The sequence below is a fragment of the Undibacterium sp. 5I2 genome (genome assembly GCF_035019605.1).
Taxonomy (GTDB): domain Bacteria; phylum Pseudomonadota; class Gammaproteobacteria; order Burkholderiales; family Burkholderiaceae_D; genus Undibacterium.
In genome coordinates this window covers 36846-60602 of the sequence record NZ_JASJVS010000025.1, presented here as the reverse complement: position 1 = coordinate 60602, position 23757 = coordinate 36846, and the positions used below count along the sequence as shown (strand labels likewise).

Annotated in this window: 23 protein-coding genes and 2 pseudogenes; 9 read left to right on the top strand and 16 right to left on the bottom strand. The window is 54.3% G+C overall.

Features of this window, described 5'->3' with window-relative positions; all coding sequences use genetic code 11:
- Positions 1 to 108: 108 nt before the first annotated feature.
- Together QN359_RS10750 and QN359_RS10745 are read right to left on the bottom strand one after the other, a co-directional pair.
- Complete coding sequence (locus tag QN359_RS10750; RefSeq protein ID WP_322248403.1) at positions 109 to 429, bottom strand: hypothetical protein; 321 nt, start codon at positions 427 to 429, stop codon at positions 109 to 111.
- 13 nt (positions 430 to 442) lie between these two features.
- Positions 443 to 1027 carry a hypothetical protein gene (locus QN359_RS10745; RefSeq protein ID WP_322248402.1) on the bottom strand — a complete coding sequence of 195 codons (585 nt, stop codon included), beginning with the start codon at positions 1025 to 1027 and terminating at the stop codon, positions 443 to 445.
- A gap of 282 nt (positions 1028 to 1309) precedes the next feature.
- On the opposite strand from QN359_RS10745, the gene QN359_RS10740 reads away from it, so the two are divergent.
- The 5 genes from QN359_RS10740 (at position 1310) to QN359_RS10720 (ending at position 6292) form a co-directional block, all read left to right on the top strand.
- A complete protein-coding gene (locus QN359_RS10740; RefSeq protein WP_322248401.1) occupies positions 1310 to 1729 on the top strand; it encodes a DUF2946 domain-containing protein in 420 nt (139 codons plus the stop codon).
- Positions 1730 to 1827: 98 nt separating this feature from the next.
- Positions 1828 to 3903, top strand: coding sequence for a TonB-dependent receptor (locus QN359_RS10735; protein WP_322248400.1), 2076 nt, complete (start codon positions 1828 to 1830; stop codon positions 3901 to 3903).
- A gap of 59 nt (positions 3904 to 3962) precedes the next feature.
- Positions 3963 to 5273, top strand: a complete 1311-nt coding sequence (locus QN359_RS10730) for a PepSY domain-containing protein (protein WP_322248399.1) — start codon at positions 3963 to 3965, stop codon at positions 5271 to 5273.
- A 243-nt stretch (positions 5274 to 5516) separates the two neighbouring features.
- A complete protein-coding gene (locus QN359_RS10725; protein ID WP_322248398.1) occupies positions 5517 to 5798 on the top strand; it encodes a DUF1778 domain-containing protein in 282 nt (93 codons plus the stop codon).
- On the top strand, positions 5795 to 6292 hold the full coding sequence (locus QN359_RS10720) for a GNAT family N-acetyltransferase (protein WP_322248397.1): 498 nt from the start codon (positions 5795 to 5797) through the stop codon (positions 6290 to 6292). The genes QN359_RS10725 and QN359_RS10720 overlap by 4 nt, the downstream gene beginning before the upstream one ends.
- Here the strand turns inward: QN359_RS10720 and QN359_RS10715 are convergent.
- The 9 genes and pseudogenes from QN359_RS10715 to QN359_RS10675 all read right to left on the bottom strand — a co-directional run bounded on the left by QN359_RS10715 (position 6269) and on the right by QN359_RS10675 (position 14391).
- Positions 6269 to 6598, bottom strand: coding sequence for a hypothetical protein (locus QN359_RS10715; RefSeq protein WP_323493267.1), 330 nt, complete (start codon positions 6596 to 6598; stop codon positions 6269 to 6271). The two genes, QN359_RS10720 and QN359_RS10715, sit on opposite strands and share 24 nt — an antisense overlap.
- A gap of 443 nt (positions 6599 to 7041) precedes the next feature.
- Positions 7042 to 8595 carry a DHA2 family efflux MFS transporter permease subunit gene (locus tag QN359_RS10710; RefSeq protein WP_322248395.1) on the bottom strand — a complete coding sequence of 518 codons (1554 nt, stop codon included), beginning with the start codon at positions 8593 to 8595 and terminating at the stop codon, positions 7042 to 7044.
- Entirely contained in the window at positions 8595 to 9797 is a 1203-nt protein-coding gene (locus QN359_RS10705; protein ID WP_322248394.1) for an efflux RND transporter periplasmic adaptor subunit, read from the bottom strand. Before QN359_RS10705 ends, QN359_RS10710 begins: the two co-directional genes overlap by 1 nt.
- A complete protein-coding gene (locus tag QN359_RS10700; protein WP_322248393.1) occupies positions 9794 to 11344 on the bottom strand; it encodes an efflux transporter outer membrane subunit in 1551 nt (516 codons plus the stop codon). Before QN359_RS10700 ends, QN359_RS10705 begins: the two co-directional genes overlap by 4 nt.
- Entirely contained in the window at positions 11331 to 11819 is a 489-nt protein-coding gene (locus QN359_RS10695; protein ID WP_322248392.1) for a MarR family transcriptional regulator, read from the bottom strand. Before QN359_RS10695 ends, QN359_RS10700 begins: the two co-directional genes overlap by 14 nt.
- Positions 11820 to 11922: 103 nt before the next feature.
- Positions 11923 to 12474: pseudogene (locus tag QN359_RS10690) on the bottom strand (MFS transporter); the annotation flags it as partial.
- 81 nt (positions 12475 to 12555) lie between these two features.
- The gene (locus QN359_RS10685) at positions 12556 to 13839 is read right to left on the bottom strand and encodes an ATP-binding cassette domain-containing protein (RefSeq protein WP_322248391.1); all 1284 of its coding nucleotides are present in this window, start codon (positions 13837 to 13839) and stop codon (positions 12556 to 12558) included.
- Positions 13787 to 14125: an ATP-binding cassette domain-containing protein gene (locus QN359_RS10680; protein ID WP_322248390.1), complete on the bottom strand. Its 339-nt coding sequence runs from the start codon at positions 14123 to 14125 to the stop codon at positions 13787 to 13789. Before QN359_RS10680 ends, QN359_RS10685 begins: the two co-directional genes overlap by 53 nt.
- Before the next feature lie 98 nt (positions 14126 to 14223).
- Entirely contained in the window at positions 14224 to 14391 is a 168-nt protein-coding gene (locus tag QN359_RS10675) for a hypothetical protein (protein ID WP_322248389.1), read from the bottom strand.
- A gap of 162 nt (positions 14392 to 14553) precedes the next feature.
- On the opposite strand from QN359_RS10675, the gene rhuM reads away from it, so the two are divergent.
- From rhuM to QN359_RS10660, 3 genes and pseudogenes are all read left to right on the top strand, one after another.
- Positions 14554 to 15534: a RhuM family protein gene (gene rhuM / locus QN359_RS10670; protein WP_322248388.1), complete on the top strand. Its 981-nt coding sequence runs from the start codon at positions 14554 to 14556 to the stop codon at positions 15532 to 15534.
- A 5-nt stretch (positions 15535 to 15539) separates the two neighbouring features.
- A complete protein-coding gene (locus QN359_RS10665; RefSeq protein ID WP_322248387.1) occupies positions 15540 to 16100 on the top strand; it encodes a recombinase family protein in 561 nt (186 codons plus the stop codon).
- Positions 16101 to 16103: 3 nt separating this feature from the next.
- Positions 16104 to 16874, top strand: a pseudogene (locus QN359_RS10660) (DUF4158 domain-containing protein); the annotation flags it as partial.
- A 190-nt stretch (positions 16875 to 17064) separates the two neighbouring features.
- Here QN359_RS10660 and QN359_RS10655 read toward each other — a convergent pair.
- Positions 17065 to 18270 carry an MFS transporter gene (locus QN359_RS10655; protein ID WP_322248386.1) on the bottom strand — a complete coding sequence of 402 codons (1206 nt, stop codon included), beginning with the start codon at positions 18268 to 18270 and terminating at the stop codon, positions 17065 to 17067.
- A 104-nt stretch (positions 18271 to 18374) separates the two neighbouring features.
- On the opposite strand from QN359_RS10655, the gene QN359_RS10650 reads away from it, so the two are divergent.
- Positions 18375 to 19271: a LysR family transcriptional regulator gene (locus tag QN359_RS10650; protein WP_322248385.1), complete on the top strand. Its 897-nt coding sequence runs from the start codon at positions 18375 to 18377 to the stop codon at positions 19269 to 19271.
- A 115-nt stretch (positions 19272 to 19386) separates the two neighbouring features.
- On the opposite strand, the gene QN359_RS10645 is transcribed toward QN359_RS10650, so the two are convergent.
- The 4 genes from QN359_RS10645 to QN359_RS10630 all read right to left on the bottom strand — a co-directional run bounded on the left by QN359_RS10645 (position 19387) and on the right by QN359_RS10630 (position 23741).
- On the bottom strand, positions 19387 to 21090 hold the full coding sequence (locus QN359_RS10645) for a PhoH family protein (RefSeq protein ID WP_322248384.1): 1704 nt from the start codon (positions 21088 to 21090) through the stop codon (positions 19387 to 19389).
- 111 nt (positions 21091 to 21201) lie between these two features.
- On the bottom strand, positions 21202 to 21717 hold the full coding sequence (locus QN359_RS10640) for a peroxiredoxin (RefSeq protein WP_322251116.1): 516 nt from the start codon (positions 21715 to 21717) through the stop codon (positions 21202 to 21204).
- A gap of 36 nt (positions 21718 to 21753) precedes the next feature.
- Positions 21754 to 22689, bottom strand: a complete 936-nt coding sequence (locus tag QN359_RS10635) for a polysaccharide deacetylase family protein (RefSeq protein ID WP_322248383.1) — start codon at positions 22687 to 22689, stop codon at positions 21754 to 21756.
- Positions 22690 to 22700: 11 nt separating this feature from the next.
- Positions 22701 to 23741, bottom strand: coding sequence for a bifunctional UDP-4-keto-pentose/UDP-xylose synthase (locus QN359_RS10630; RefSeq protein WP_322248382.1), 1041 nt, complete (start codon positions 23739 to 23741; stop codon positions 22701 to 22703).
- Positions 23742 to 23757 lie beyond the last annotated feature (16 nt).

Below are 23757 nucleotides of genomic sequence, written 5' to 3'. Positions count from 1 at the left end.
GACATGTCGGCCAGTTGGAGTAATGATACCGACTGAAAACCCTTTTGCGACAGCCTCTTGAGGCCGGGGTAATTGACTCGTTGCTGACACCTGTGATTGAGTTGGTGTTTACATAAAATGGCGAACACGCTCTGCACCAAGGCTATCAGGATCGAATTCGGACTGATGCCGAATACCATCCGCATTTATGCGGCAGCACCATTTAACCTGCGCCCCCCAAGCTTGATTTGAATTCCTTTCAATGATTCCGGTTGCCACCAAATTATCAACATCGCCGTTTTCATCTATGTCATCCATGTACACGTTGACCTCTGCACCCTCGTTAAGCAGTACTGCCTGACCATTTATCGCCATCTTGCTATCATGAGTAGAAAGCAATACGAGATCAGCTTCCGGCATTTCATTAAAATCGACATATAGTGTGGTCATGTGTGAAACTCACTTAAAAGCTACGCAGCGCTGGAGCGACAGGATTTCGTATCGCTGGCGAAAACAAGTTTTCCAGTTGTTGCGGAGTAAGGCCGTCAATTGTTGCATGATTTCTGTTTCCAGCGTGTCCGTCTGCCATTATCCTTCCTCCGGCTGCTCGTATTTTACCTGCTGAAGTCACCCCAACTTGATTGTTCTTGAAAGGCTTTGCCAGCTCCCTAAGGTTTGCTCCAACACGGCTCTGTGCCGATACCCCATTCAAAGTTCCATCGACAGATATTGTTACGCCACTACCTTTAATAAAGCTTTCGGCCGTGCAAGCGCCACCCCGGCAAACAAGAATATCATCATCGATATCCTTTGACGCCTTGATAAGCCGAGCAAGCTCGACCGCATGCTCGACAGTCTGTACAGCTTGTAAAGTCTGCCCCATCCTTGGAACGGGGCCAACAACGCCGAGCGCACTGAGCACCACAGTGGCTGCAGCACATCCGGCACCATTATATGTCGCCACACCCAGCTTGCCCAAGTCGTAGAGCAGAAACGCGACATCGTAGTCTTCTTTCGATACGCCATCGCGATAGCTGAGCGTGCTCACCCTATCCCCAACAGATGTCAGAAATTAAGTCGCTAAAAATTCCAAGTAGCATACTGCAAGCTGCTTACCCAAAAAAATTCTAACGAAATTTAATGAATAGACGTTGATTTTTTTAAAAAAAATCAAAAAATCACTATTTCTGCAGGTGTTGTCGGCCGAATGCACGAGCATTTTTATGCTGTGCCTCCTTAAGAGGCTGTGGCAAAAGCCTGGCGGACGCTGTTTACACCTGAAACACCGCATGCCACCTTGTGAAAATTTTTCATCCAAAAGAAGAGATGCTTGAAACGGATCAGTTACAATATTGACATGGGTATGATGTCAAAACGAACAACGCTGTATATCTGGATCGCATGTTTCGCCATGCTGTTCAATCTGCTCGCGCCTTCTCTCTCCCATGCCTTCTTTGCAGCCGATGGCAAGGCTAGCTGGGTAGAAGTTTGTAGCCTGAAAGGATCAAAGTTTGTATCGGTAGCGCAAGATACGTCCGGCAATTCTGGTCAGGACAATGTCTTACATCATATGGAACACTGCGCGTTTTGTGCGAGCCATGCCGGTGCGTTTGTCATACCATCAAACAGTTCAACACTGTTTTCCGTCATTGGCGGGCATGATCTGTTTCCGCCCCTGTTTTATCAGTCTCCATCCCCCTTATTTTCTTGGTCCGAGGCGAATCCGCGCGGCCCACCGTCCATCACCTGATTAGTCACTGAGCCAAGGTCAGAGCACTCTTCTGCCTGTCCGCGCTCGTTTTTGTCGATCCGACTCTGGGTCGGCATAGCCTTTTTTCAGGAATATCCATGTCCAGTACCATTCACATCAGCACACCTGCAATTCGTTGCAATACTGCCTTATCACCGTTTACTCTGGCAATTGCCGGCGTATTCAGCCTTGCCTACAGCTTGCCTGTAATGGCGCAAGCCGACGTCAGCGGCGACTCCTCACTGACTATCGGTCGCATCGAAATCAGCGGAAAAAGAACCGGCCCGTTGGCAAGCAGCAGCGTGCTCAGTTCAGTCGACATTTTGGGTGCAGACCTGTTACGTGATCAGCAAGTCAACAGTGCCTGGGAATTATTTTCTCGCGCGCCTGGAGTGATGCTTACTCCATTCAGACAAGGTAATGAATCCGGTAAGCTATCGTTCCGCGGCTTCAACGGCGAAGGCGAAGTGAATGCGGTCAAGTTACTCATCGATGGCATCCCTGGCAACGATAACGCCGGTGGCATGCCCCTCATCGGCGCTATTCTGCCCCTAGAAATCGAAAAAATCGAAATAGTACGTGGTACCAACGATCCCCGGTATGGCTTGCATAATATTGCCGGTAACGCCAATATCATCACCCGTACCGGCGGTAATTACGGCGAGGCACGAGTTAGCTACGGCAGCTTCGATACCGAGCAAATCCAAATTGTCAAAGGCATAGAAGAGGGTAATTGGTCGCAAAATTATACCTTCGGTTACCAGAGCGTCGGCGGCTATCGGGAGCATTCTCGTAGCGATAACTTCACACTCGCCGGCAAGTGGTTTTACACCAGCGACGATGGCCGTGTTCGCTTCGGTCTCAGTGTACGGCATGCAGAGGCTAAAGCGCAGGAAGCAGGCTACCTGACTGCCGCCGATGCCCGAAATAATCCGACCAACTCCGACACCTATGCCCAATCAGATGGCGGCAATCGCCAGCTCAACCAGATCAGCCTGCATCTCGACAGCGAACTCAGTGCGCAGTTGTCGGTATCGGCCAAGGCATACCTGAACACGATACAAGATCAGCGCTGGCTGCGTTACTCGACCACGACGTCGCAACAGGAGCGCGTCATTGATGAAACGCATTACGGCGCGCTCAGCTCGCTGACCTACCGGCCGCAATTGGCAGCCTTGCAATGGCTAAAAGACTTTTCGATACAAGGCGGTGTCAGTGCTGAGCACCAAAATGATTTCAGTCCACGCTATAACACTGTCAAGCAAGTCGCCGTCAGCACCACGCGTGATCATCACTTCACATTCGATACCGTTGGGACATATTTACAGGCCGTGATCAAGCCGCTAGACTCGCTGAAAATTATCCCGGGCTTTCGAGTCGACAAAATCAGTGGCAGTTTTTCTGATCCGTCAAAAGGTGTGTTTTATCCGATTCAGGATTATGGTTTGATCAAACAGCCGAAGTTCAGTATCGTCTACGCCGCTTCGCCGCTCGCCAGCCTTTATGCCAATTGGGGCCGCAGCTTCCAAGTCGGCGCTGGCGCAGCTGCGTACCAATCCACTGCCAACCCCCTCCGTCCGTCCATCAATGATGGCTGGGAGACCGGTCTCAAGCTGACGCCGGCTGAGTGGATCGATGCTCGCCTTGCAGTGTGGGAGCAGCGCGCCTCGGACGAAGTCAAGCGTCGCCTCAATGACCCCACCGGCAGTTCGGAAAACGTTGGCAAAACACTACGCCAGGGTGTCGATCTGCAAGTCAATCTGCGTCCAGATAAACGCGCCAACATCTGGTTGGCTTATTCGCTGCAACGCTCGAAAATTGTCCAACCTGATCCAAGCGCACCGGCCACGATTAACAAGGAAATCGATCATGTGCCGCATCGCGTCTTTACGGCTGGTGCCGATTTCCAAGCCACGCCAGACTTGAAACTGTCGGCCTGGGGCAATGGCCAGGACGGCTACTACCTGACTACCGCGAATACCGGCAGCAAGTTTGGCGGCTACGTATTGCTCAATGCCAGCGCAAGCTATCAAATTTCGCCTGCCGTCGCTTTGGAACTGCAACTGAAAAACCTGGCCAATCGGTATTATGAATACGTTTGGATCAATGATCAGACGCGTCACTCACCAGGTGATGGTCGCGCCGTCTACCTGTCGGCCAACGTGACATTCTAGGAATCTGCCGGAGCGGGCCTGTTCATGGTCCGCTTCTTTTATACTCAACCGGATATTTTATGAGCATAAGCGTAAGGGCACCTCGCCCGGCCGACTGGTATCGCGCCGTCTGGCGCTGGCATTTCTATGCCGGCCTGCTGGTTCTACCTTTTTTGATCCTGCTGGCCGTCACCGGCGCGATCTATCTGTTTCGCAGCGAAATCGAGCAGATTATTTATCGCGATTTGAAAAGCGTCGCGGTCAGTACGCAGGCAGCGCTACCGCACCAGCGCCTTGCGACCATTGCGCTGGCTGCGTATCCGGGCACCCTGTTCAAATACGTACCGCCTGCACTTGCCAGCAACGCCGCCGAAGCCACGATCAAAACCGTAGCTGGCGAGAATCTGGCAATCTATATCGATCCATATCGCGGCACAATACTGGGGTGCCTACCCGAAAAAGGCGGCGTGCTCTGGACCCTGCGGCACCTGCATAGCCTGGCTTATTTTGGCCCGGTGGCCAACGCGCTCATTGAAGTCGCCGCTGGCTGGAGCATCTTATTGGTACTCAGCGGAATTTTCCTCTGGTGGCCACGTGGCCGGCGTGGCGGCGTCGTGACAGTGCGCAGACGCACCCTCTGGCGCGACCTGCATGCCGTTACCGGTATCTTCGTGGCGTTCTTCATCGTCTTCCTTGCCGTCACTGGGATGCCATGGTCGCTGGTCTGGGGCAAGACGGTCAATCAATGGGCTAATGGCAACAACTTCGGTTACCCAGAGGGTGTGCGTGTCAGTGTGCCGATGTCCGATGAGCACCTCGACCACCTGGCACCTACCAGTTGGTCGCTCAAACAAGCGCAAGTGCCATTCCAGCCGCCCCATCATGTGGCTAAGGCGATGACGCTGGACCAAGCCGTCGTCCGCTTCGATGCGCTTGGCCTTAGTCGCGGTTACGCCATCAATCCGCCGCTTAGCGCATCGGCGGTCTACACCGGCTCGGTGTATCCGAATGATCTGTTGCGCCAACGCGTGATTCATCTCGACCAGTATTCCGGCAAGGCTCTGCTTGACATGCGTTATGCCGATTACGGACCTCTGGGTAAAGCGCTGGAATGGGGTATCAATGTGCATCTAGGCCAGCAATTTGGGCTTGCCAACCAGTTGGTGCTACTGGTGGCGTGCATCGCGATCGTTATTTTGTGTGTGTCGGCCGCACTGATGTGGTGGCAACGACGACCAGTCCTCGGTCCACCGCCGCTACCGCTCAACCTCGCGGCACAAGGCCTCGTCGTCGCACTGATGGCTATCGGGGGTCTCATTTTTCCGCTGACAGGATTATCGATGCTGGTGATTTGGCTGTTCGATATGCTGCTTGTCAGGAGGCGACGATAGGCTTGAGTCGCGTTATCGATGCAAGAGGGTGTAAATAATTTTGCATAAGCACGATTTAGCCAGTGAAACCGTTGCTTGAATAGGTTGTTGATGATGGAGCGCTTATTGTTCAGCTTGGGCTACTGGCTGTCCATTTTGCGCAGCCACGGCCAGTTCTCGCAGGGCGTATCACAGGCCTATGTACGGGTTGCACCTTGACGTGTACGGCAATTTGCCGTATTGTTTCATCAGGAGGACAAAACCATGCCCACAGCCATCACTACCGCCCGTCTCGAAGCCCGGATCAGTACCGATCTGCATTCGATGCTCAAGCGCGCCGCCGAGCTTCAAGGCCGCACCATGACTGATTTCGTTGTGTCTGCGGTTCAGGACGCCGCGCAGCGCGCCATCGAGCAGGCCGAAGTCATCCGCTTGTCGCTGGCCGATCAGGAGTGCTTTGCACAGGCGCTGCTATCACCGCCGCAACCGGCACCGGCTCTGCAACGCGCCTTCGCTCGGCGCAGCAAGCTCCTGCGCACTAAATGAGCGATGCACCGTTCCGTCTCGCGCCGCTCGATGCCGCACATGACCGCACTGCTTTTCGCAGTGATTCGGAGCAGCTGAATCGTTACCTGAGTGAGCAAGTCACCCAGGACATTCGCCGCCGCGTGGCCGCCTGCTTCGTTGCCGTGGCGGACGGGCAGCGCATTGCGGGCTACTACACCTTGGCGTCGGCAAGCCTGCTGCTGGCCGATCTTCCAGTCAATACCGGCAAGAAGCTGCCGCGCTATCCGACCGTGCCTGCCGTCCGCATGGGCCGTCTGGCCGTCGATCAGGCATTCAAGGGGCAAGGTCTCGGCGGTGCGCTGCTGGCCGATGCGCTTGACCGTGCTGCCAGTTCAGAGATTGCCGCCTTTGCCCTGTTGGTGGATGCCAAGGACGCGGCGGCAGCGGCGTTCTACCGGCATCACGGCTTCATCGTCTTGCCAGACTCACCGCTGACCTTGTTCTTGCCACTAGCAACGGTCCAGCGTTCTTGAAACTCGCCTTTCCTTGAACGACAGGCAATAACCTAGCCAGGACGGAAATTTCTGGGGTTCCGGCTTACACCCCCTGTTACAGACACTCAGAATTTCCTCCTGCTCATCTTGGCTAAGCTTGTTGGCCGGTACAGGACGCTCCGCCAAAGGGCGCGCATCATCAACCACAGCCCCATTCTTCTGCCAGCGATACCAATCATTGAGCGAAATTTCTGCGACCTCGCAAGCTTTAAACAAGCGCGCCCCTTGGTCGCACGCGAGCCGAATCGGCACGATCAATTCCTGCCGGTCGCTCAACGCAGTCATTCGTTCTCGCCCTCGTCCCACAGGGCGCGCAGCTTTTTTTGCAGCACCAATAACGCTGCTGCTTCTGCCAGCGCCTTATTTTTACGGTCTACTTCTCGTTGCAATTCTTTAATTTTTTTCTGATAGGAGTTGGCACAGGGCGTCCTTGCTGACTAGTTTTGTACGCCAGTTATAAAGTGTGGCTTCAGAAATACCTTCCTGCTTCGACATGCTGACAATGGAAGGGGCATCCGGGGCCAACAGCATGATTTTGGCGGGAATCCGGTGTCGCTTTCAGATAATTTCGGGTATTTTCAGTTAAGCACGAACGCCGCTGGATTCCTGCCAAAAGCGCGCAGGAATGACGTGTCTGCCGCTTGGGGTCATGGGGCATCGACAGGTCCGAAGTCCTGTCGATGCCCATCATTGTTCTCTACCTGTTCGATTCACTGCAGTCGGCCTACTCAGTGCGCTCCACCCGCATCGACAGGCATCGCCGATTTTTTCGGTTTGGTCAGCCATACCATACCGATGAGACCAAGGAACATGAAGGCGGCCATGTAAAAAATATCGGTGGCGGCCATGGTGCTGGCTTGTACGCTGATCGTGCGCTCGATCACGCCATAGGCAGCGCTGTCGGGCAGGCCGAGTTGGCCCAGATTGCGCACACTCTCGAGAAAAGCCGGGTAGGCGCTGCCGGTATGTTCGGTCATTTGTGCATGGTGCAGGGTGCTGCGACTGTCCCATAAGGTGGTCATGATCGAGGCACCCATGCCACCGCACATGATACGCACGAAGTTGGACAAGCCCGATGCGGCTGGGATTTTATCCGGGCGCAAGCCCGATAAAATGATCGAGGTCAAAGGGATGAAGAACATCGACATGGCCGCGCCTTGAATCAAGGTCGGTATCAAGAGGCTGATGGTATCGACATCGGTGGTAAAGCGCGCGCGCATGAAAAACACGACAGAAAATAATAAGAAGGCTACCGAAGCAACTTTCCGTGCATCAACTTTGGGTAACAGCTTGCCAATCACCGGCGAGAGCAAAATCGCAAAAATACCGACTGGTGCCATGACTTTACCGGCTTCGGTGGCCGTGTACGATAATTGTGTTTGCAACCACAGTGGCATGATCACCAAACTGCCGAAAAACAAGCCATAACCGATGGAAATCGCTAATACGCCAGCCGAGAAGTTACGCCCTTTGAACAGCGATAAATCGACCACCGGATGCTTGTGACCATTTTCCCAGACGATGAAATACAGCAAGCCTACCGCGGCAATCACGGTCAGTAACACGATTTCACCGGAATTGAACCAATCGAGTTCCTTGCCCTTGTCGAGCATGATCTGTAAGGCACCGACCCACACTACCAGCAAGAACAAACCGACCTTATCGATGGGGACAACTTTGATGACCGATTCGCGGGTGTGATAAATCGACCAAGTGGCCCAGGCCGTAAATAAACCAACCGGGATATTGATGTAAAAAATCCACGGCCACGAGTAATTATCGGAAATCCAGCCGCCCAATAAGGGGCCCATGATCGGCGCGACTAAGGTAGTCATCCCCCATAGTGCCAGCGCCATCGAGCTTTTTGAGGATGGGTAACTGCCTAATAACAGTGACTGCGACAGCGGTATCATCGGTCCGGCTACCGCACCTTGTAAGATGCGGGCGGCGATCAGGGTTTCGATGTTCGGTGCCATGCCGCATAGCCATGAAGAAAACACGAACAACAAAATCGAGCTCATGAACAGCTTGACCTGGCCGAACCGGCTGGTTAACCAACCGGTCAGCGGCACCGAAATCGCATTGGCCACGGCAAACGAGGTGATTACCCAAGTTCCTTGCTGCGGCGAGACACCCAGATTGCCCGAGATGGCAGGAATCGAGACATTGGCAATCGACGAGTCGAGCACGTTCATGAACGTCGCCAGCGATAAGACCAAGGTCCCGATCGCCAGTTGCGTTCCTTTCAGCGGTGCGTGGGGTGCGTGTGCAGCGGTGCTCATTATTTTGTCCGGGTGGCCGGTGCCATATTGGCAGCGATGATCGCGGCGATCTTTTGATCCGCTGCCAAGCTGCTCTGCTCAAATACTTTGGTTTCGTAGCGCGGGGCAGAATTGGCAGCAGTTACCGGCACGCCGTTTTGCTGTGAAATATCAACCTGAACTTGCATTGACACCCCTATGCGCAGCGGATGATCAGCCAATTCTTTCGGGTCCAAGGAAATACGCACTGGTACCCGCTGCACCACCTTGATCCAGTTGCCGCTGGCGTTTTGCGCTGGCAATAAAGCAAAGGCCGAACCGGTTCCGGCCGACATGCCCAACAGCTTGCCATGGAATTCCACATCGCTGCCGTATATATCGGAATGCAACAGCACATCTTGACCGATGCGCATGTGGGCTAATTGGCCTTCCTTGAAATTGGCATCCACCCAGAGCGAATTGAGCGCCACGATGGACAGCAGAGGGCTGCCGGCCGCCACGCGTTGGCCTACTTGTACCGAACGCTTGGCGATATAGCCGCTCAAGGGTGCCGGTATGGTGGCACGGCTGTAGCTGAGCAAGGTTTCGCGTACTTTAGCGGCCGCGCGCAAGACGTTAGGATGCTGGGCGACTGAAGTATTTTCTGTCAAAGCATGGTTGGAAGCCAATTGTTCACGCGTGGCGATCAAGGCTGCTTCGGCGGTTTTCAAGGCATTGCGGGCATGTTCAAGTTCTTCGGTCGAAATCGCCCCGGAACTGAGCAATTGGGCGCGCCGCGCCAGATCGGCCTTGGCACGTTCGACATCGCTGCTGCGCAAATCGATATTGGCTTGCAAAGAAGCATTGTTGGCGAACAGGACTTTGACTTCACGCACGGTTTGTGCGAGTTGTGCTTCAGCTTGGTCGAGAGCCACGCTGGCGTCGGTTTTATCGAATTCGATCAGCGGCTTGCCGGCTTGCACCATTTCAGTGTCATCGGCATGGATGGCCAGTACGGTACCGGCCACTTGCGGTGTAATTTGCACCACGTTGCCGGCGGCGTAGGCATCATCGGTATGTTCATAATGGCTGCCGACCAGCGTCCACCAAACAATATAGGCGGCAATGCCAAGCGCGACCACGGTGGTAATGGCGATGAGCAAGCCGCGTCGTTTGCTGGTGTCTGGCGTCGCCTCTACGGCTGCAGGGGTCGATGGGGTTGGATTTTGAGTTGGGGCGTTCATAACGCTGCCTTCGAGTTGTTGGATACGGAAAGAGGGGAGTGCGGCGGGGTGGCATGGTGCGCTTGACTGTCATAGCCACCGCCGAGTGCCTTGATCAGGTTGATTTGGCTTTCCGCTTGGCGGAACACCAAATCCATGGTTTGTTTTTGCTGGCTGAGTAACAGACTTTCGGCGCTCAGTACTGGCAATAAATTAGCCGTTCCAGCTTGCTGGCGTTGGCGTGCCAAGTTCAAACTGCGTTGCGCGGCATCGGTCGCCGACTGTTGCTGGGCGATTTGGGCACTGCTGCCGGCCATCATTTGAACTTGATCCGCCACTTCATGCAGGGCATCGGTGAGGCTTTGATTGTAGGTGGCGACGGCGACGTCATACGCGGCTACGCGGGTTTTCAATTGCGCGCGCAAGCGGCCGCCTTCAAACAGCGGCAGATGTATCGATGGGCCGACTCCGACGATCAAGCTGCCGCTCTTGAAAAATTGATCGACGCCGATACTCGACAAACCGGCAAAGCCAACCAAGTTCACATTCGGATAAAACTGTGTTGTTGCCGCATCGATGTCACCTTGGTTCGCCTCGACGCGCCAGCGTGCTGCCACGATGTCGGGACGGCGACTGATTAATTCCAAAGGCAAACTTGCTGGCACGCCAATGTGCTGCGCACCATCAAATTTTGGTCGTGCTATGGCACTGCCACGTTCCGGTGAAGCGCCGAGCAGGGCGGCGAGTTGATTGCGGCTCAGTGCGATGGCTTCATCCCAAGCGGAAATGTCCTTATTCAAGGCCGCCACTTGCAAGACGCCTTGTTGGATGTCGGATTGGGTATCGAGTCCGGCGTGTACACGTTGGGCAATCAGGGCATCAAATTTTTCCCGTACCAGTCTTTGCTGCAGGCTCATTTCACGCTGCGCATACTGTCTGGCCAATTGTAACCAACTGCGTGCGACGGCATTACTGAGCATCAGACGTACGCTTTGTTGCTCTGCCTCGGCGACTTGGGCTTGGGATAAAGCCGTGCGCATTTCAGCACTGTGCTTGCCCCAGAAATCGAGATCATACGTAATACTGACGGCCAACTCGTTATCTGAATAATAGTTGCCTGCCAATGGAGGCGGGATTAAGCCATGTTCGGAATACCGCTGATAGGTATTTTCGAAGGAAGCATTGACACTCGGCAACGTGGCCGAGCGGCTGATGGCGATCGCGGCACGGGCCGCATCGATACGGGCCGCGGCGGCTTGCAAGCTGGGGTTGCCGGCCAGTGCAGCGGCGATCAATTCTTGTAATTCTGCGCCGCCGATCGCGCCGGCCCAATCACTGTTGGGCCAGTTCGCTTGGGCCGTGCCGTACAGGGCGTCGCTGCGACTGTCGGGCAGGGTGTGAAGCTGAGCATGACTTTCTATGCCACTGTGGCTGACACAGCCAGCCAGCATGGCGCTGGCGGCCAAGATCAGCGCCATGCCTGAGCGGTGGCGAATAAATTGTTTGGGGTTGAGGGTCATGAGGGTAGCCATGTAAGGTAGGAAACGTGCTTTTTTATTGATTGTCATGGCAAGTATTGCTATGAGCTTCGAGTATCGGGCGGTTGGCAAGTAACTTCCTCAAAAGGAACTTCAAAAACTCGATTTCTTCTTGTTGAAAACCAGTGAAACTGATGTCGAGGACTTCGCGATAAATGGCCGGCAATTGTTGTGCGATTGCGTGGCCACTCGGGGTCAGTTGCAAGGCATATAAGCGTTTGTCATCGAGATCAGCGATGCGCTCCAATAAACCTTTGGCAACCAGTTTGTCGATTGTGCGTTTCATGGCCGCCGAATCGATGAACAGATCGCGCGATAATTCAGCCGCAGTACGACACTTGCCCATCCAGAGCATCATAAAAATACTACTCTGCGCATGGGTAATATCGAGCTCGCGCAAAGATTCATCGACCCCGCGCGAAATCATGGTGCGCGCGCGCGCCAGCAAATAGCCGACGCTGTCTTCGACTTTGGTGACGGAAAATTCAAGAGCGGGTGGATTCATGAGATGGGATAATCGTTGCCTAGGCAAGATTCTACAACAAAATAAAATCTTTTGCTGCAGATCAAAATCAAGCGATTAAGCAGTCGCTGAGAATACCCGGCGTTTAATGCAGACCAACAGCAGGCCTCGCCTTGGCAAGGAAATCCTTGCCATCTTGACGCTCCAGCCGACCTGCCAGCGTTGTCAGAGCCAGCGCAACGAGTACCACCATTGCGCCTATCCATGGGGTTGCCATCAAGCCAAGATGCTCGACAACCACACCGCCGCCCCAAGCACCGCCAGCAATACCGATATTAAAGGCGGCGATATTCAAGCCCGATGCCACATCAATGGCTTGCGGCGCATCTCGCTCTGCCCGCTGCACAACATACACTTGCAATCCCGGTACGTTGCCGAACGCTACTGCACCCCATACCAATACCGTCGCCAAAGCCAGCCATGTATTCGGCGCGGTAAAGGTGAACGCAAACAATACCAACGCCAAGCAGAGAAGCACGATCTGCAAGGCAGGAATCGGGCCTTTTTTGTCCGCCAACTTGCCGCCCCAAATATTGCCGATAGCGACCGACACGCCATACACCAACATGACCAGACTAACGCTGGAAGCGGAGAAGCCAGATACTTCCTACAAGATCGGTGCCAGGTAAGTAAAGGGGGTTGTAAGCCGGAACCGCCGAAATTTCCGTCAACTCATCTAACCCCTGCCACAAGGGCATCTAGGTCAATCACCTTGCGGTCACTCTGAAAGATTTAATTCTTTACCAATCCCAACCCCTGCAACGAAGTCGGGATCGTGAGAGACCAATAGCAGAGTGCCTGGGTAGTCCGCCAGGACCTGAGTGAGCAACTGACGCGAGGGGTGATCCAGATGATTGTCCGGTTCATCGAGCAGCAGCAGGTCGGGCAGTTGCGCCAGTACCATCAGCAGACCCAGTTTTAACCTCTCCCCCCCACTCAGACCATGACAAGGCGTCAGAGCGCGATCGCCGCGCAGGGCTATGCCCGCCAGCCGTGTTCTCGCATCACTCTCGGCCAGTGTCGGAGCCACTGTCAACAGGTTGGCAAGCGGGCTGAGATCCCGCGCAATCAGGCTGAGCCCCTGATCGAGGCAAGCCATCTTGCCATTGATGCGAAAGCTGCCCGTCTCGGGCTCCAGCACCCCGCGCAACATCTGCAGCAGACTCGATTTGCCGCAGCCATTGCGACCGCCGATCAAACAGCGCTCACCCCGTTGCAGCACCAGATCAACCCGCTGGCCATGCCAGCGCACGTGAGACGCAGCCGTAATCACCAGCGGCTGGGCAGCCCCCTTGCGCTCGATCTCCTCCGGCCACTGCATGATGAGCGGCTGCACCGCCGCCAGCGCGGCTGCCGCCTCGGTGCGGGCCTCCACTTGCGCACTGTGGCCCCGCTCGTGGCGGTCCAGCACTCTGCCAAGGGATTTGCCTGCCTGTTCCGCCTTGAAATCAAGCAGGATTTTGGCTTGGGAGCCGCGCTCACGCCGCCCCTGACTGGCTCGTCTGGCCGCCTGTTCACGCACTTTTTGCAAGCTGCGCGCCGCCGCCTTTTCGCTTCGCACCGCTTGCGCCAAACTGGTGCTGCGGGCAGCCTGTACCTCGGCCTGCTGCGCCAGAAACTCGTCAAACGAGAGGCGGGCACTCTGCAACCCCTGCTCGCTCAGCTCCAGAATCTGACTGGTTTGATTGAGCAGGCGTCGGTCGTGGCTCACCAGCAGGTAACCTCCGCGATGTCTGGCCAGTTGCTGGCTTAGCCAGTCGATGCCAGAGGCATCGAGGTGGTTGTCTGGCTCATCAAGCAACAGAAAGTGAGCCGGCCTCGCAAACAGCGCCAGCAGGCGCAAACGGGTGAGCTGGCCACCGCTTAGGGTGCTGACCGGGACATGGGGATCGAGTCTGAGGCCTGCTTCTGCCAGCAGGTCGGCAAGATCGCTGCGCAGGTTCCAGCGATCAGCCAGCAACTCGAAATCGCAGGGCGCAGCTCCCCTGCTCGATGCGCTCAAGGGCCCGTAGCGGCTCGCCCCAGCCGATAAGGTCGGCCACGCTGGCTGCGCAATCATGATCTTGAGCCGGTGCAAACTGGGACAACCAGCTGATGGGGGTCAACCACTCGATCTTGCCAGAATCCGCGCGGCGCTGGCCCGCCAGCAGTTCCAGCAGCAGGCTCTTGCCGATGCCGTTACGGCCGATCAGGGTGCAGCCCGCAGCGGGCAAAGTGAAGGTAAAGGGCACCGTACAGGCGCCGAAGGGCAGCTGCAAAGTGTTGATATGACATGCGATATGGGTCATCTGAACTCCTGTAGGCCAATGCGGAAGCCGCAGGCCAAGAGCTAAACAAATGACAGGGACACGTGTCCACAAGTGGGAAAACAGCAGAGGAATCAGCATCAACCTGTCACGGTGAGACGCACCCGCTTCTCCCTGGCGGGAGAAGAATCAAAAGTGGGGTGCGGACAGGTTAAATGCGCATCGGCGAAATACTCTTTACTGATGAAAATAAAATCATACTTCAGATAGTAAAAAATGCCAAATGTTCCGGTATCACTCACTTGCATGTTGTATCAATAAATCAAGTGTCAGTCTGGGCTATGCCCTATCCTGATGTCAGGCTATCATCCTAAAATCGTCAGAATAGGATCATATTCTATATTTATTGACATATCCAATCAAAGGTAATAGAGTTCTACCTGACATTATCGAGTGCGGAAGGCAATGTGATGGGCGAACTTGTAATTTATCAACCGGACGATGGATCTAAAGTTTCGGTAAGGCTGGAAGGAAACACCATCTGGCTTACTCAGAGGCAACTCTCAGATATGTTAGAGACCTCAACCGATAACATTGGCTTGCATCTCAAAAACATTTATGCCAGCGGCGAACTGGTGGAGACAGCAACTACCGAGGATTTCTCGGTAGTTCAACAAGAGGGGCAACGCCCTGTTTCCAGAAGGACAAAGCATTACAACCTCGACGCCATCATTTCCGTCGGGTATCGCGTGAACTCCAAACGCGGCACACAATTTCGCCAATGGGCAACAGGCGTTCTACGCGACCATTTGATGCAAGGCTGGACGCTGGATCGCGCCCGCTTCCAACATAACGCTGCCGAACTGGAAGCGGCGCTGACGCTTGTTAGGAAGACCGCACAATCGCCCGACATGATTGCTGATACCGGGCGAGGGTTGGTCGAGATCGTTAGCCGCTATACCCAAACTTTCTTACTGTTGCAACGCTACGATGAAGGATTATTGACCGAACCCAACGGAACGGAGGGCGGTGTCATGCCGTCGCTCGATGAGGCAAGACAGTCTATCGCCAGCTTGAAAGCCGATCTCATGTTCCGTGGCGAGGCCAGCAACCTTTTTGGACTTGAACGTGGCGATGCGCTCGCGGCCATTCTCGGCAATCTCGATCAATCCATCTTCGGCGAACCTGCTTATCCGACCATCGAGGGTAAGGCAGCGCATCTCTTGTATTTCATCATCAAGAACCATCCGTTTGCCGATGGTAATAAACGTAACGGCGCGTTCCGGTTCGTCGATTTCCTGAATCGCAACAACGCACTGATGCGGGACGGGCAGCCAGTTATCAACGACATTGGGCTTGCGGCATTGGCATTGCTGGTAGCGGAATCCGCACCAACGCAAAAAAGTACTATGATCCGCTTGATTGAAAACATGCTGGCCAGTGTGCGGTAATCTAAATGAATGGACAGCGCATTGGATATATCCGGGTCAGCACCTTCGATCAGAACCCTGAACGGCAACTGGAGGGCGTCCAGGTTGACCGCTCCTTCACCGACAAGGCATCAGGCAAAGATGTCAAGCGCCCGCAATTGGAAGCTTTGATGAGCTTCGCCCGCGCTGGCGACACCGTGGTGGTGCATAGCATGGATCGCCTGGCGCGCAATCTCGACGATTTACGCCGCATCGTGCAAACGCTGACTCAACGCGGTGTGCATATCGAATTCGTCAAGGAGCATCTAAGTTTCACTGGCGAAGATTCGCCGATGGCGAATCTAATGCTGTCGGTCATGGGAGCATTTGCCGAGTTCGAGCGATCGCTGATCAAAGAACGGCAGCGCGAAGGTATCGCCCTAGCGAAACAGCGTGGTGCTTATCGTGGCCGTAAGAAATCGCTTTCAGATCAGGAAATTGCCGGTCTGAGGCAACGGGTAGATGCTGGTGAAAAGAAAACTAGACTCGCCCGAGAATTTGGCATTAGCAGGGAGACGTTGTATCAATATTTGCGAGCCGCAGAGTAACGTATGCCTATCGCAAAAAGTGAACGATTAACCGTCCTATCTGGGGCCGAGCAGGAAGCAATATATGGACTTCCTGACTTCGACGATGCGCAACGGCTGGAATATCTGGCATTGACTGAATCCGAGCTAGCGATAGCGAGCAGTCGTCCCAGCCTTCATGCCCAAGTTTATTGTGTCTTGCACATCGGATACTTCAAGGCCAAGCACGCCTTTTTCCGCTTCGACTGGGAGGAAGTGGAGGAGGATGTGGCCTTCGTGCTGAGTCGGTATTTCCATGGCGAGACGTTCGAGCGAAAATCGATCACCAAGCATGAGCATTACACTCAGCGCGAGCAGCTTTCTGAGCTATTTTGCTACCAGTCATGGACAACCGACTTCCTCCCTCGGCTTAGGCGACATGTCGCGCAAATCGCGCGACGTGACGTAACACCTGGATTTGTATCGGCCGAGTTGATCGTTTGGCTCAATGAGCACAAGATTATTCGACCCGGCTACACCACATTGCAAGAATTGGTCAGTGAAACGTTGTCTGCCGAGCGTCGCCGACTGGGAAACCTTCTGGCGCAAGGATTAGATGATACGAGCAAAGCAGCACTGACCCAACTTTTGGTGCGCGATGACACGCTGTCGCAACTGGCGGCGCTCAAGCAGGATGCCAAGAATTTCGGCTGGCGTCAAATGGCGCGTGAGCGCGAGAAGCGCACCACGCTAGAACTACTGCACGGGATCGCCAAAGCGCTGCTACCTAAGCTGGACATTTCGCAGCAGAACTTGCGAAATCATGGTGCGCGCGCGCGCCAGCAAATAGCCGACGCTGTCTTCGACTTTGGTGACGGAAAATTCAAGAGCGGGTGGATTCATGAGATGGGATAATCGTTGCCTAGGCAAGATTCTGCAACAAAATAAAATCTTTTGCTGCAGATCAAAATCAAGCGATTAAGCAGTCGCTGAGAATACCCGGCGTTTAATGCAGACCAACAGCAGGCCTCGCCTTGGCAAGGAAATCCTTGCCATCTTGACGCTCCAGCCGACCTGCCAGCGTTGTCAGAGCCAGCGCAACGAGTACCACCATTGCGCCTATCCATGGGGTTGCCATCAAACCAAGATGCTCGACAACCACACCGCCGCCCCAAGCACCGCCAGCAATACCGATATTAAAGGCGGCGATATTCAAGCCCGATGCCACATCAATGGCTTGCGGCGCATCTCGCTCTGCCCGCTGCACAACATACACTTGCAATCCCGGTACGTTGCCGAACGCTACTGCACCCCATACCAATACCGTCGCCAAAGCCAGCCATGTATTCGGCGCGGTAAAGGTGAACGCAAACAATACCAACGCCAAGCAGAGAAACACGATCTGCAAGGCAGGAATCGGGCCTTTTTTGTCCGCCAACTTGCCGCCCCAAATATTGCCGATAGCGACCGACACGCCATACACCAACATGACCAGACTAACGCTGGAAGCGGAGAAGCCAGATACTTCCTGCAAGATCGGTGCCAGGTAAGTAAAGGCGACAAACGAGCCGCCATAACCGAGCGCAGTCATTGCATACACTAAAAGCAGGCGGGGCTGTTTCAGTACCGATAATTGTATCAATAGGGATGCTGGCCGGCTGCCAGGGATATTGTTCGGTATCAGAATCGCGCTACCGATAAACGCAACAATCCCCAGCACGGATACGGCCAGGAAGGTCGACTGCCAGCCAAACGTCTGGCCGATGAAGGTACCGAGTGGCACACCCGTCACCAGCGCGACGGTCAATCCGGTAAACATCAGTGCAATCGCGCTCGCAGCCTTTTCTTTTGGCACTAAGCCGGTGGCAATCGTCGAACCAACCGAGAAAAATACGCCATGCGCTAAACCAGTCAGCACGCGGGCCGCGATCAGGGATTCATAGCCCGGCGCTAGCCATGCGAGTACATTGCCGATAGTAAATAGGGCCATCAAAGCTAGCAGCAAATGCTTGCGCTTTACGCGGCCAGTCAATGCTGTCAATATCGGGGCACCAATGGCAACCCCCACAGCATACAGACTGACTAATAGTCCGGCAGAGGGAACGGAGACGCCAAGGCTGGCAGCAATAGTGGGGATGAGGCCGACAATAACGAATTCTGTCGTCCCGATAGCGAAAGCGCTGAGTGTCAGCGCCCAAAGTGCGAGGGGCATGATTTTTCTTTCTGAGTTGAGTGCTTGAGATCTGGAAGTGTGCGCGTTGCACTGGCAAAGAAAAACCATGTTGACTACAATATACTTTTGACTCGGAATCACTAATGCTCAATATTGATGCGCTGATTGCCTTCGTAGCGGTGATAGATGCCGGCTCCTTTACCGCCGCGGCCGAGCGACTCGGCCAGACACCATCGGGTATCAGTCGCGCCATCGCGCGGCTGGAATCACAGTTAAGCATGGCGCTGATCACGCGCACCACGCGCCGACTCGATCTCACCGAAGAAGGCGAATGGTTGCTGGTGCGCGCACGGAAAGTGTTATCCGATTTGCAGGATACAGAGGAGCAACTGATCGCTCGCCTTTCTCAGCCTGCTGGCTTGGTGCGTGTCAGTGCTGCAACGCCGGTATTGAACCACCTGCTGGCACCCTTGGCAGCGGCGTTTATGGATCGCTACCCGCTCGTGCGGCTCGAACTCATCAGTGGCGAAACGGTGATTGATTTGATCGAAGCCCGGATTGATCTGGCGATTCGTATCGGCCCCTTAGCCGACTCGACTCTGAACGCCAGACGATTGGGAAGCAGTCGCCTGCGTTTGCTGGCATCGCCGGATTACCTGGCGCGCCATGGAACCCCTGCAAATAGCGCTCAGTTGAGCAAGCATAGACTACTCGGCTTTAGCGCGCCTGCTTCACTCAATATATGGCCATTGCCGGATATCAATGGTGCTGGATTTCCAATCCAAACAAACATCGTCGCATCCAGCGGTGAAACTTTGCGTCATTTGAGCCTGGGTGGCGCTGGCATTGTGTGTCTGGCTGAGTTTCTAACCCGTAGCGATGTAGCAAGCGGGCGATTAGTGCCATTGCTGGAAACTGAGTTACTGCCGTGGCACCAACCGGTGTGGACGGTCTTTTACAAGCAGGGCGCACTGGCACCGCGCATTGCTGCCTTAGTTGATTTTTTAGCGCTGGGACTACGCACTGTCTTAGATGACTGAACTGGTATTGTCAGTTAAGGAAGCGCGTGCGGCCATCTCAATCGACGAAAAAAAACGCTGACTAAGCAGCGTTTTTTCATGGTTCAGGCCAATCGGACGATCAACCGGTCTGGTATTACAAAATTTCACTCGCGTGATCAGCCAGACGCGAACGTTCGCCCCGTGCCAAGGTCACGTGGCCGCTATGGGCCCAGCCTTTGAAACGATCGACCACATAGGTCAAACCACTCGATCCTTCCGTCAGATACGGGGTGTCAATCTGGGCGATATTGCCCAAACATACGATCTTCGTGCCAGGGCCGGCCCGCGTTACCAAGGTCTTGACTTGCTTAGGCGTGAGATTCTGCGCTTCGTCGATGATCAGGAATTTATTGACGAAAGTACGGCCGCGCATGAAATTGAGTGACTTGATTTTGATCTTGGAGCGTATCAAATCTTGTGTCGCGGCGCGTCCCCAATCGCCGGCATCGTTGTCGGATTTGTTGAGAACTTCCAAATTGTCATCGAAGGCACCCATCCATGGCGACATTTTTTCTTCTTCCGTGCCAGGCAAGAAACCGATATCTTCGCCGACAGGGACGGTCACACGGGTGACAATGATTTCACTGTAAGTTTTGGTTTCCAACACTTGTGCCAAGCCCGCCGCCAAGGCCAACAAGGTCTTGCCGGTACCGGCTTGACCGAGCAGGGTGACGAAATCGCAGTCCGGATCCATCAGCAAATTGAGGGCAAAATTTTGCTCGCGATTGCGCGAGGTGACGCCCCACACGCTGTGCTTGATGTGACCGTAATCGCGTAAGGTTTGCAGAACGGCAGTTTTGCCATTGATCTGGCGCACCTGACCGTAAAACGAAGCTTCGCCATTATTCGGTTCGAGATAGACAAACTGATTCACCAAGAGCGTAGGAATGACCGGACCGGTGATGCGGTAAAAAGTGGTGCTCAGGCCATTTTTATTTTCTTGCCAAGTTTCTATGCCCTTGCCATGCTTATTCCAGAAATCGGCCGGTAATTGGACGATACCGGTGTACAGCAAATCGGAATCTTCGAGCACATGATCATTGAAGTAATCTTCCGCCGGCAAGCCCATGGCGCGCGCTTTAATGCGCATATTGATATCTTTCGACACCAGTACCACCGGACGGCCCGGGAATTCTGCTTCGAGTGAGCGTACCACGCTCAGTATTTGGTTATCGGCTTTGCCTTGCGGTAAGCCCTGCGGCAATTCAGCGATTTGTAATTTGGTTTGAAAGAACAGGTGGCCGCGCGCGTCTTTGTTACCTAATTTCGATAAGGCGATGCCTTTTTCGATTGCGCCATTATCGATATCGCCCACCAAGGCATCGAGTGAGCGAGAAATCTGGCGCGCATTGCGGGCTACTTCAGACATGCCTTTTTTGTGATCATCAAGCTCTTCGAGCGTGATCATCGGCAAATAAACATCATGCTCTTCGAAACGGAATAAGGATGAAGGATCATGCATGAGCACATTGGTGTCGAGCACAAAGAGCTTGGTCACGCCCGACTTGTCAGCGGCACGACTGGCCACGGACTTGACTGGATTGGCAGCGATTTTTTGCTTGGCGATGGCGGCAATGGCCGGTGCCAGTTTCGCCCGTGGCGGCGCTTCGGCGCGCGCAGGGGCGGCGGCAATCACTGCCGGCGCTGGCGGCGGCGTAATTTTTTTAGCAACCGGCGGTTTGGCTTTCTCTGGCGCGGTGGCCTTCAGTGCCTTGGCGGGCTTGCCAGCAACTGCCTGCGGATAGTCCTTTGGCGACAGCAATGCTGCGGGTTTTGTGGGCATTTTTGGCAATGGCATGAAAACCTCAATATAAAAGTGAGTGCGAAAAAATAAAAAACCGCGCTGGCAAAATCAGCACGGGTGCTGACGCTGCCATAGCGGCTTTGGTAGTGAGGTATGCGGTCGAGTTCAATTCGTCAAAGGGGTGGAGGCGCTCACAAATTCAAGTACTTCATCAACGTGTCCGGCTACTTTCACGCCTCTCCATTCTTTCACCAATTGACCGCTTGCGTCAATGATAAACGTGCTGCGCTCTATCCCGCGAACCTGTTTTCCATACATATTTTTCATTTTCATCACATTGAAAAGATTGCACAGAATTTCTTCGGGATCGGAAATGAGTTCGAACGGCAGCGCCAGTTTGGCTTTGAAGCCTGAGTGCGAGCGCAAGCTGTCTCGGCTGATGCCGAATATAACGGTATTGCGAGCGGAAAATTGCTCGTATAAATCGCGAAAGGCGATGCTCTCGGTGGTGCACCCTGGGGTATTATCCTTGGGGTAAAAATATAAAATAACTTGTTTTCCAGCATAATCGCTGCTGGCAAACGGGTGCTCGCCGGTCATCGCGGCGGAAAACTGCGGTACTTGGCAATTCAGTGCGGAAGGCGCCACTGTGATCTCCTTGGTTAGGGGTGGAGAAATCATTGCAAACAAGCGGCGCTGTCTGTACTCAACACTACACTACAGCACAGCGACCAAGTCTCCGGAACGTCCGGGCAAACTGGCCCATGTCAGCGGCCGTATCGGTAGCTCGGCGGGAGAAATCGTCGCATAGTAGTCCGCCATGGACGCGCAACGATAGCCCTGTTCGTGCCAGCCTGTCAGCAATTGTTCTAATATGGGGGCAAGTTTTTGCCCTTCAAGCTCGGCATGCAGAGTAAACACATGATCGCGACCCTCAGCGGTCAATTTCAATATATGGGCGGCAATATTGGCAAGCGTAATCTCGACGCCATCTATGCTGCGGCCCAATAATTCGTCGAGCGTGGGCAAGGTGGTCGGCATTTGCACGCAGCTGTGCACCTGCGCGCCGACTTGCAAGCGATACGGTCCGGCTGCGGGATCCTGCAGGCTACCGTCTTCGTTGAGCATGGCACGCCCATCGGAGGCATAGGCCATGCCGCAGCGATCGAGCTCAGCAAACGCCGTGGCATTCATTTGCCAGCCAGCTGCGCCATGCGTCGCCGGTGGCTGCCCGAAAATACTGCTGAATTTGGCGTGTGCCTGTTGCATTTGCCCACGCGTCCAAGCAGCATCACGGGTGCGCACGTTGTCTTGCCACACCACATGATCCCAAGTATGGATGCCACACTCAAAACCGGCCGCTTGCACGGCCCGCATCGGCACGGTACAGGCGCCGATGTCGGGTGCCGGCAAGAATACGCCGTACATCAGGGTTTTCACCCCATAGTGTTCGAGCACAGAAGTGCGCGATACCTTCTGGAAAAAACCGGGCCGAAAGGCGCGTCGCAAGGCCCAACCGGTATGGTCTTTACCGAGCGAAAACAAGAAGGTGGCACCGGCTTGATGCTGCTGTAGTATGCGCACCAAGTTCGGTACCCCTTCACGGGTACCACGCCAGGTATCGACGTCGATCTTCAGAACCAGAACAGGCATAGGCGCGCCGCTCAGTCGACCAAGGCGCGTGCTTGCGCAACCTGCGAGCGATAGGCATCAAAAATATTGCGCATCGTATCAGGCATGGTGGTAACTGGCTTCCAACCGAGTTCTTCGCAGGTATTGGTGATTTTCGGGACGCGATTTTGCACGTCTTGATAACCCTTGCCGTAATACGCATCGGAAGTGGTTTCGATCAGAGAAACTTGCTTGGCTGTTTCGGCATATTCCGGATATTCGGCGGCCAAACTGATCATCATGTGGGCCAATTCGCGAATAGAGAAATTATTCAAAGGATTGCCGATGTTGTAAATCTTACCGCTGGCAATACCGTTTTGATTGTCGATGATACGCATGAGCGCATCGATACCATCATCGATATACGTGAACGCGCGTTTCTGCGCGCCACCATCGACCAGCGAAATATTCTCGCCGCGCACGATATGACCGAAGAATTGCGTGACGACGCGCGAGCTGCCTTCTTTTGGCGTGTGGATATTATCCAAGCCAGCACCGATCCAGTTAAATGGGCGGAACAGGGTGAAATTCAAACCTTCCATGCCATAACCCCAGATCACGCGATCCATCAACTGCTTGGCACAGGAATAAATCCAACGTGGTTTGTTGATCGGGCCGCAGATCAATTCCGACGCTTCCGGGTCGAATTCTTCATCATGGCACATACCATAGACTTCGGAAGTCGATGGGAACACCAGATGCTTGCCATATTTGGCAGCTGAACGCACGATAGGCAAATTCGCTTCGAAATCGAGTTCAAATACCCGCAACGGTTGTTTCACATAAGTCGACGGCGTGGCGATGGCCACCAGCGGCAGAATGACGTCACATTTTTTGACGTGGTATTCGACCCATTCTTTATTGATGGTGATGTCACCTTCAAAAAAGTGCATGCGCGGATGGTTGATCATGTCGCCCAAGCGCTCGGTTTGCATGTCCATCCCGTAGACTTCCCAATCGGTGGTTTCGAGTATGCGCTTGGACAAATGGTGACCGATAAAACCGTTCACGCCGAGGATCAGGACTTTTTTCATGGTGAGTTTTTCTTAA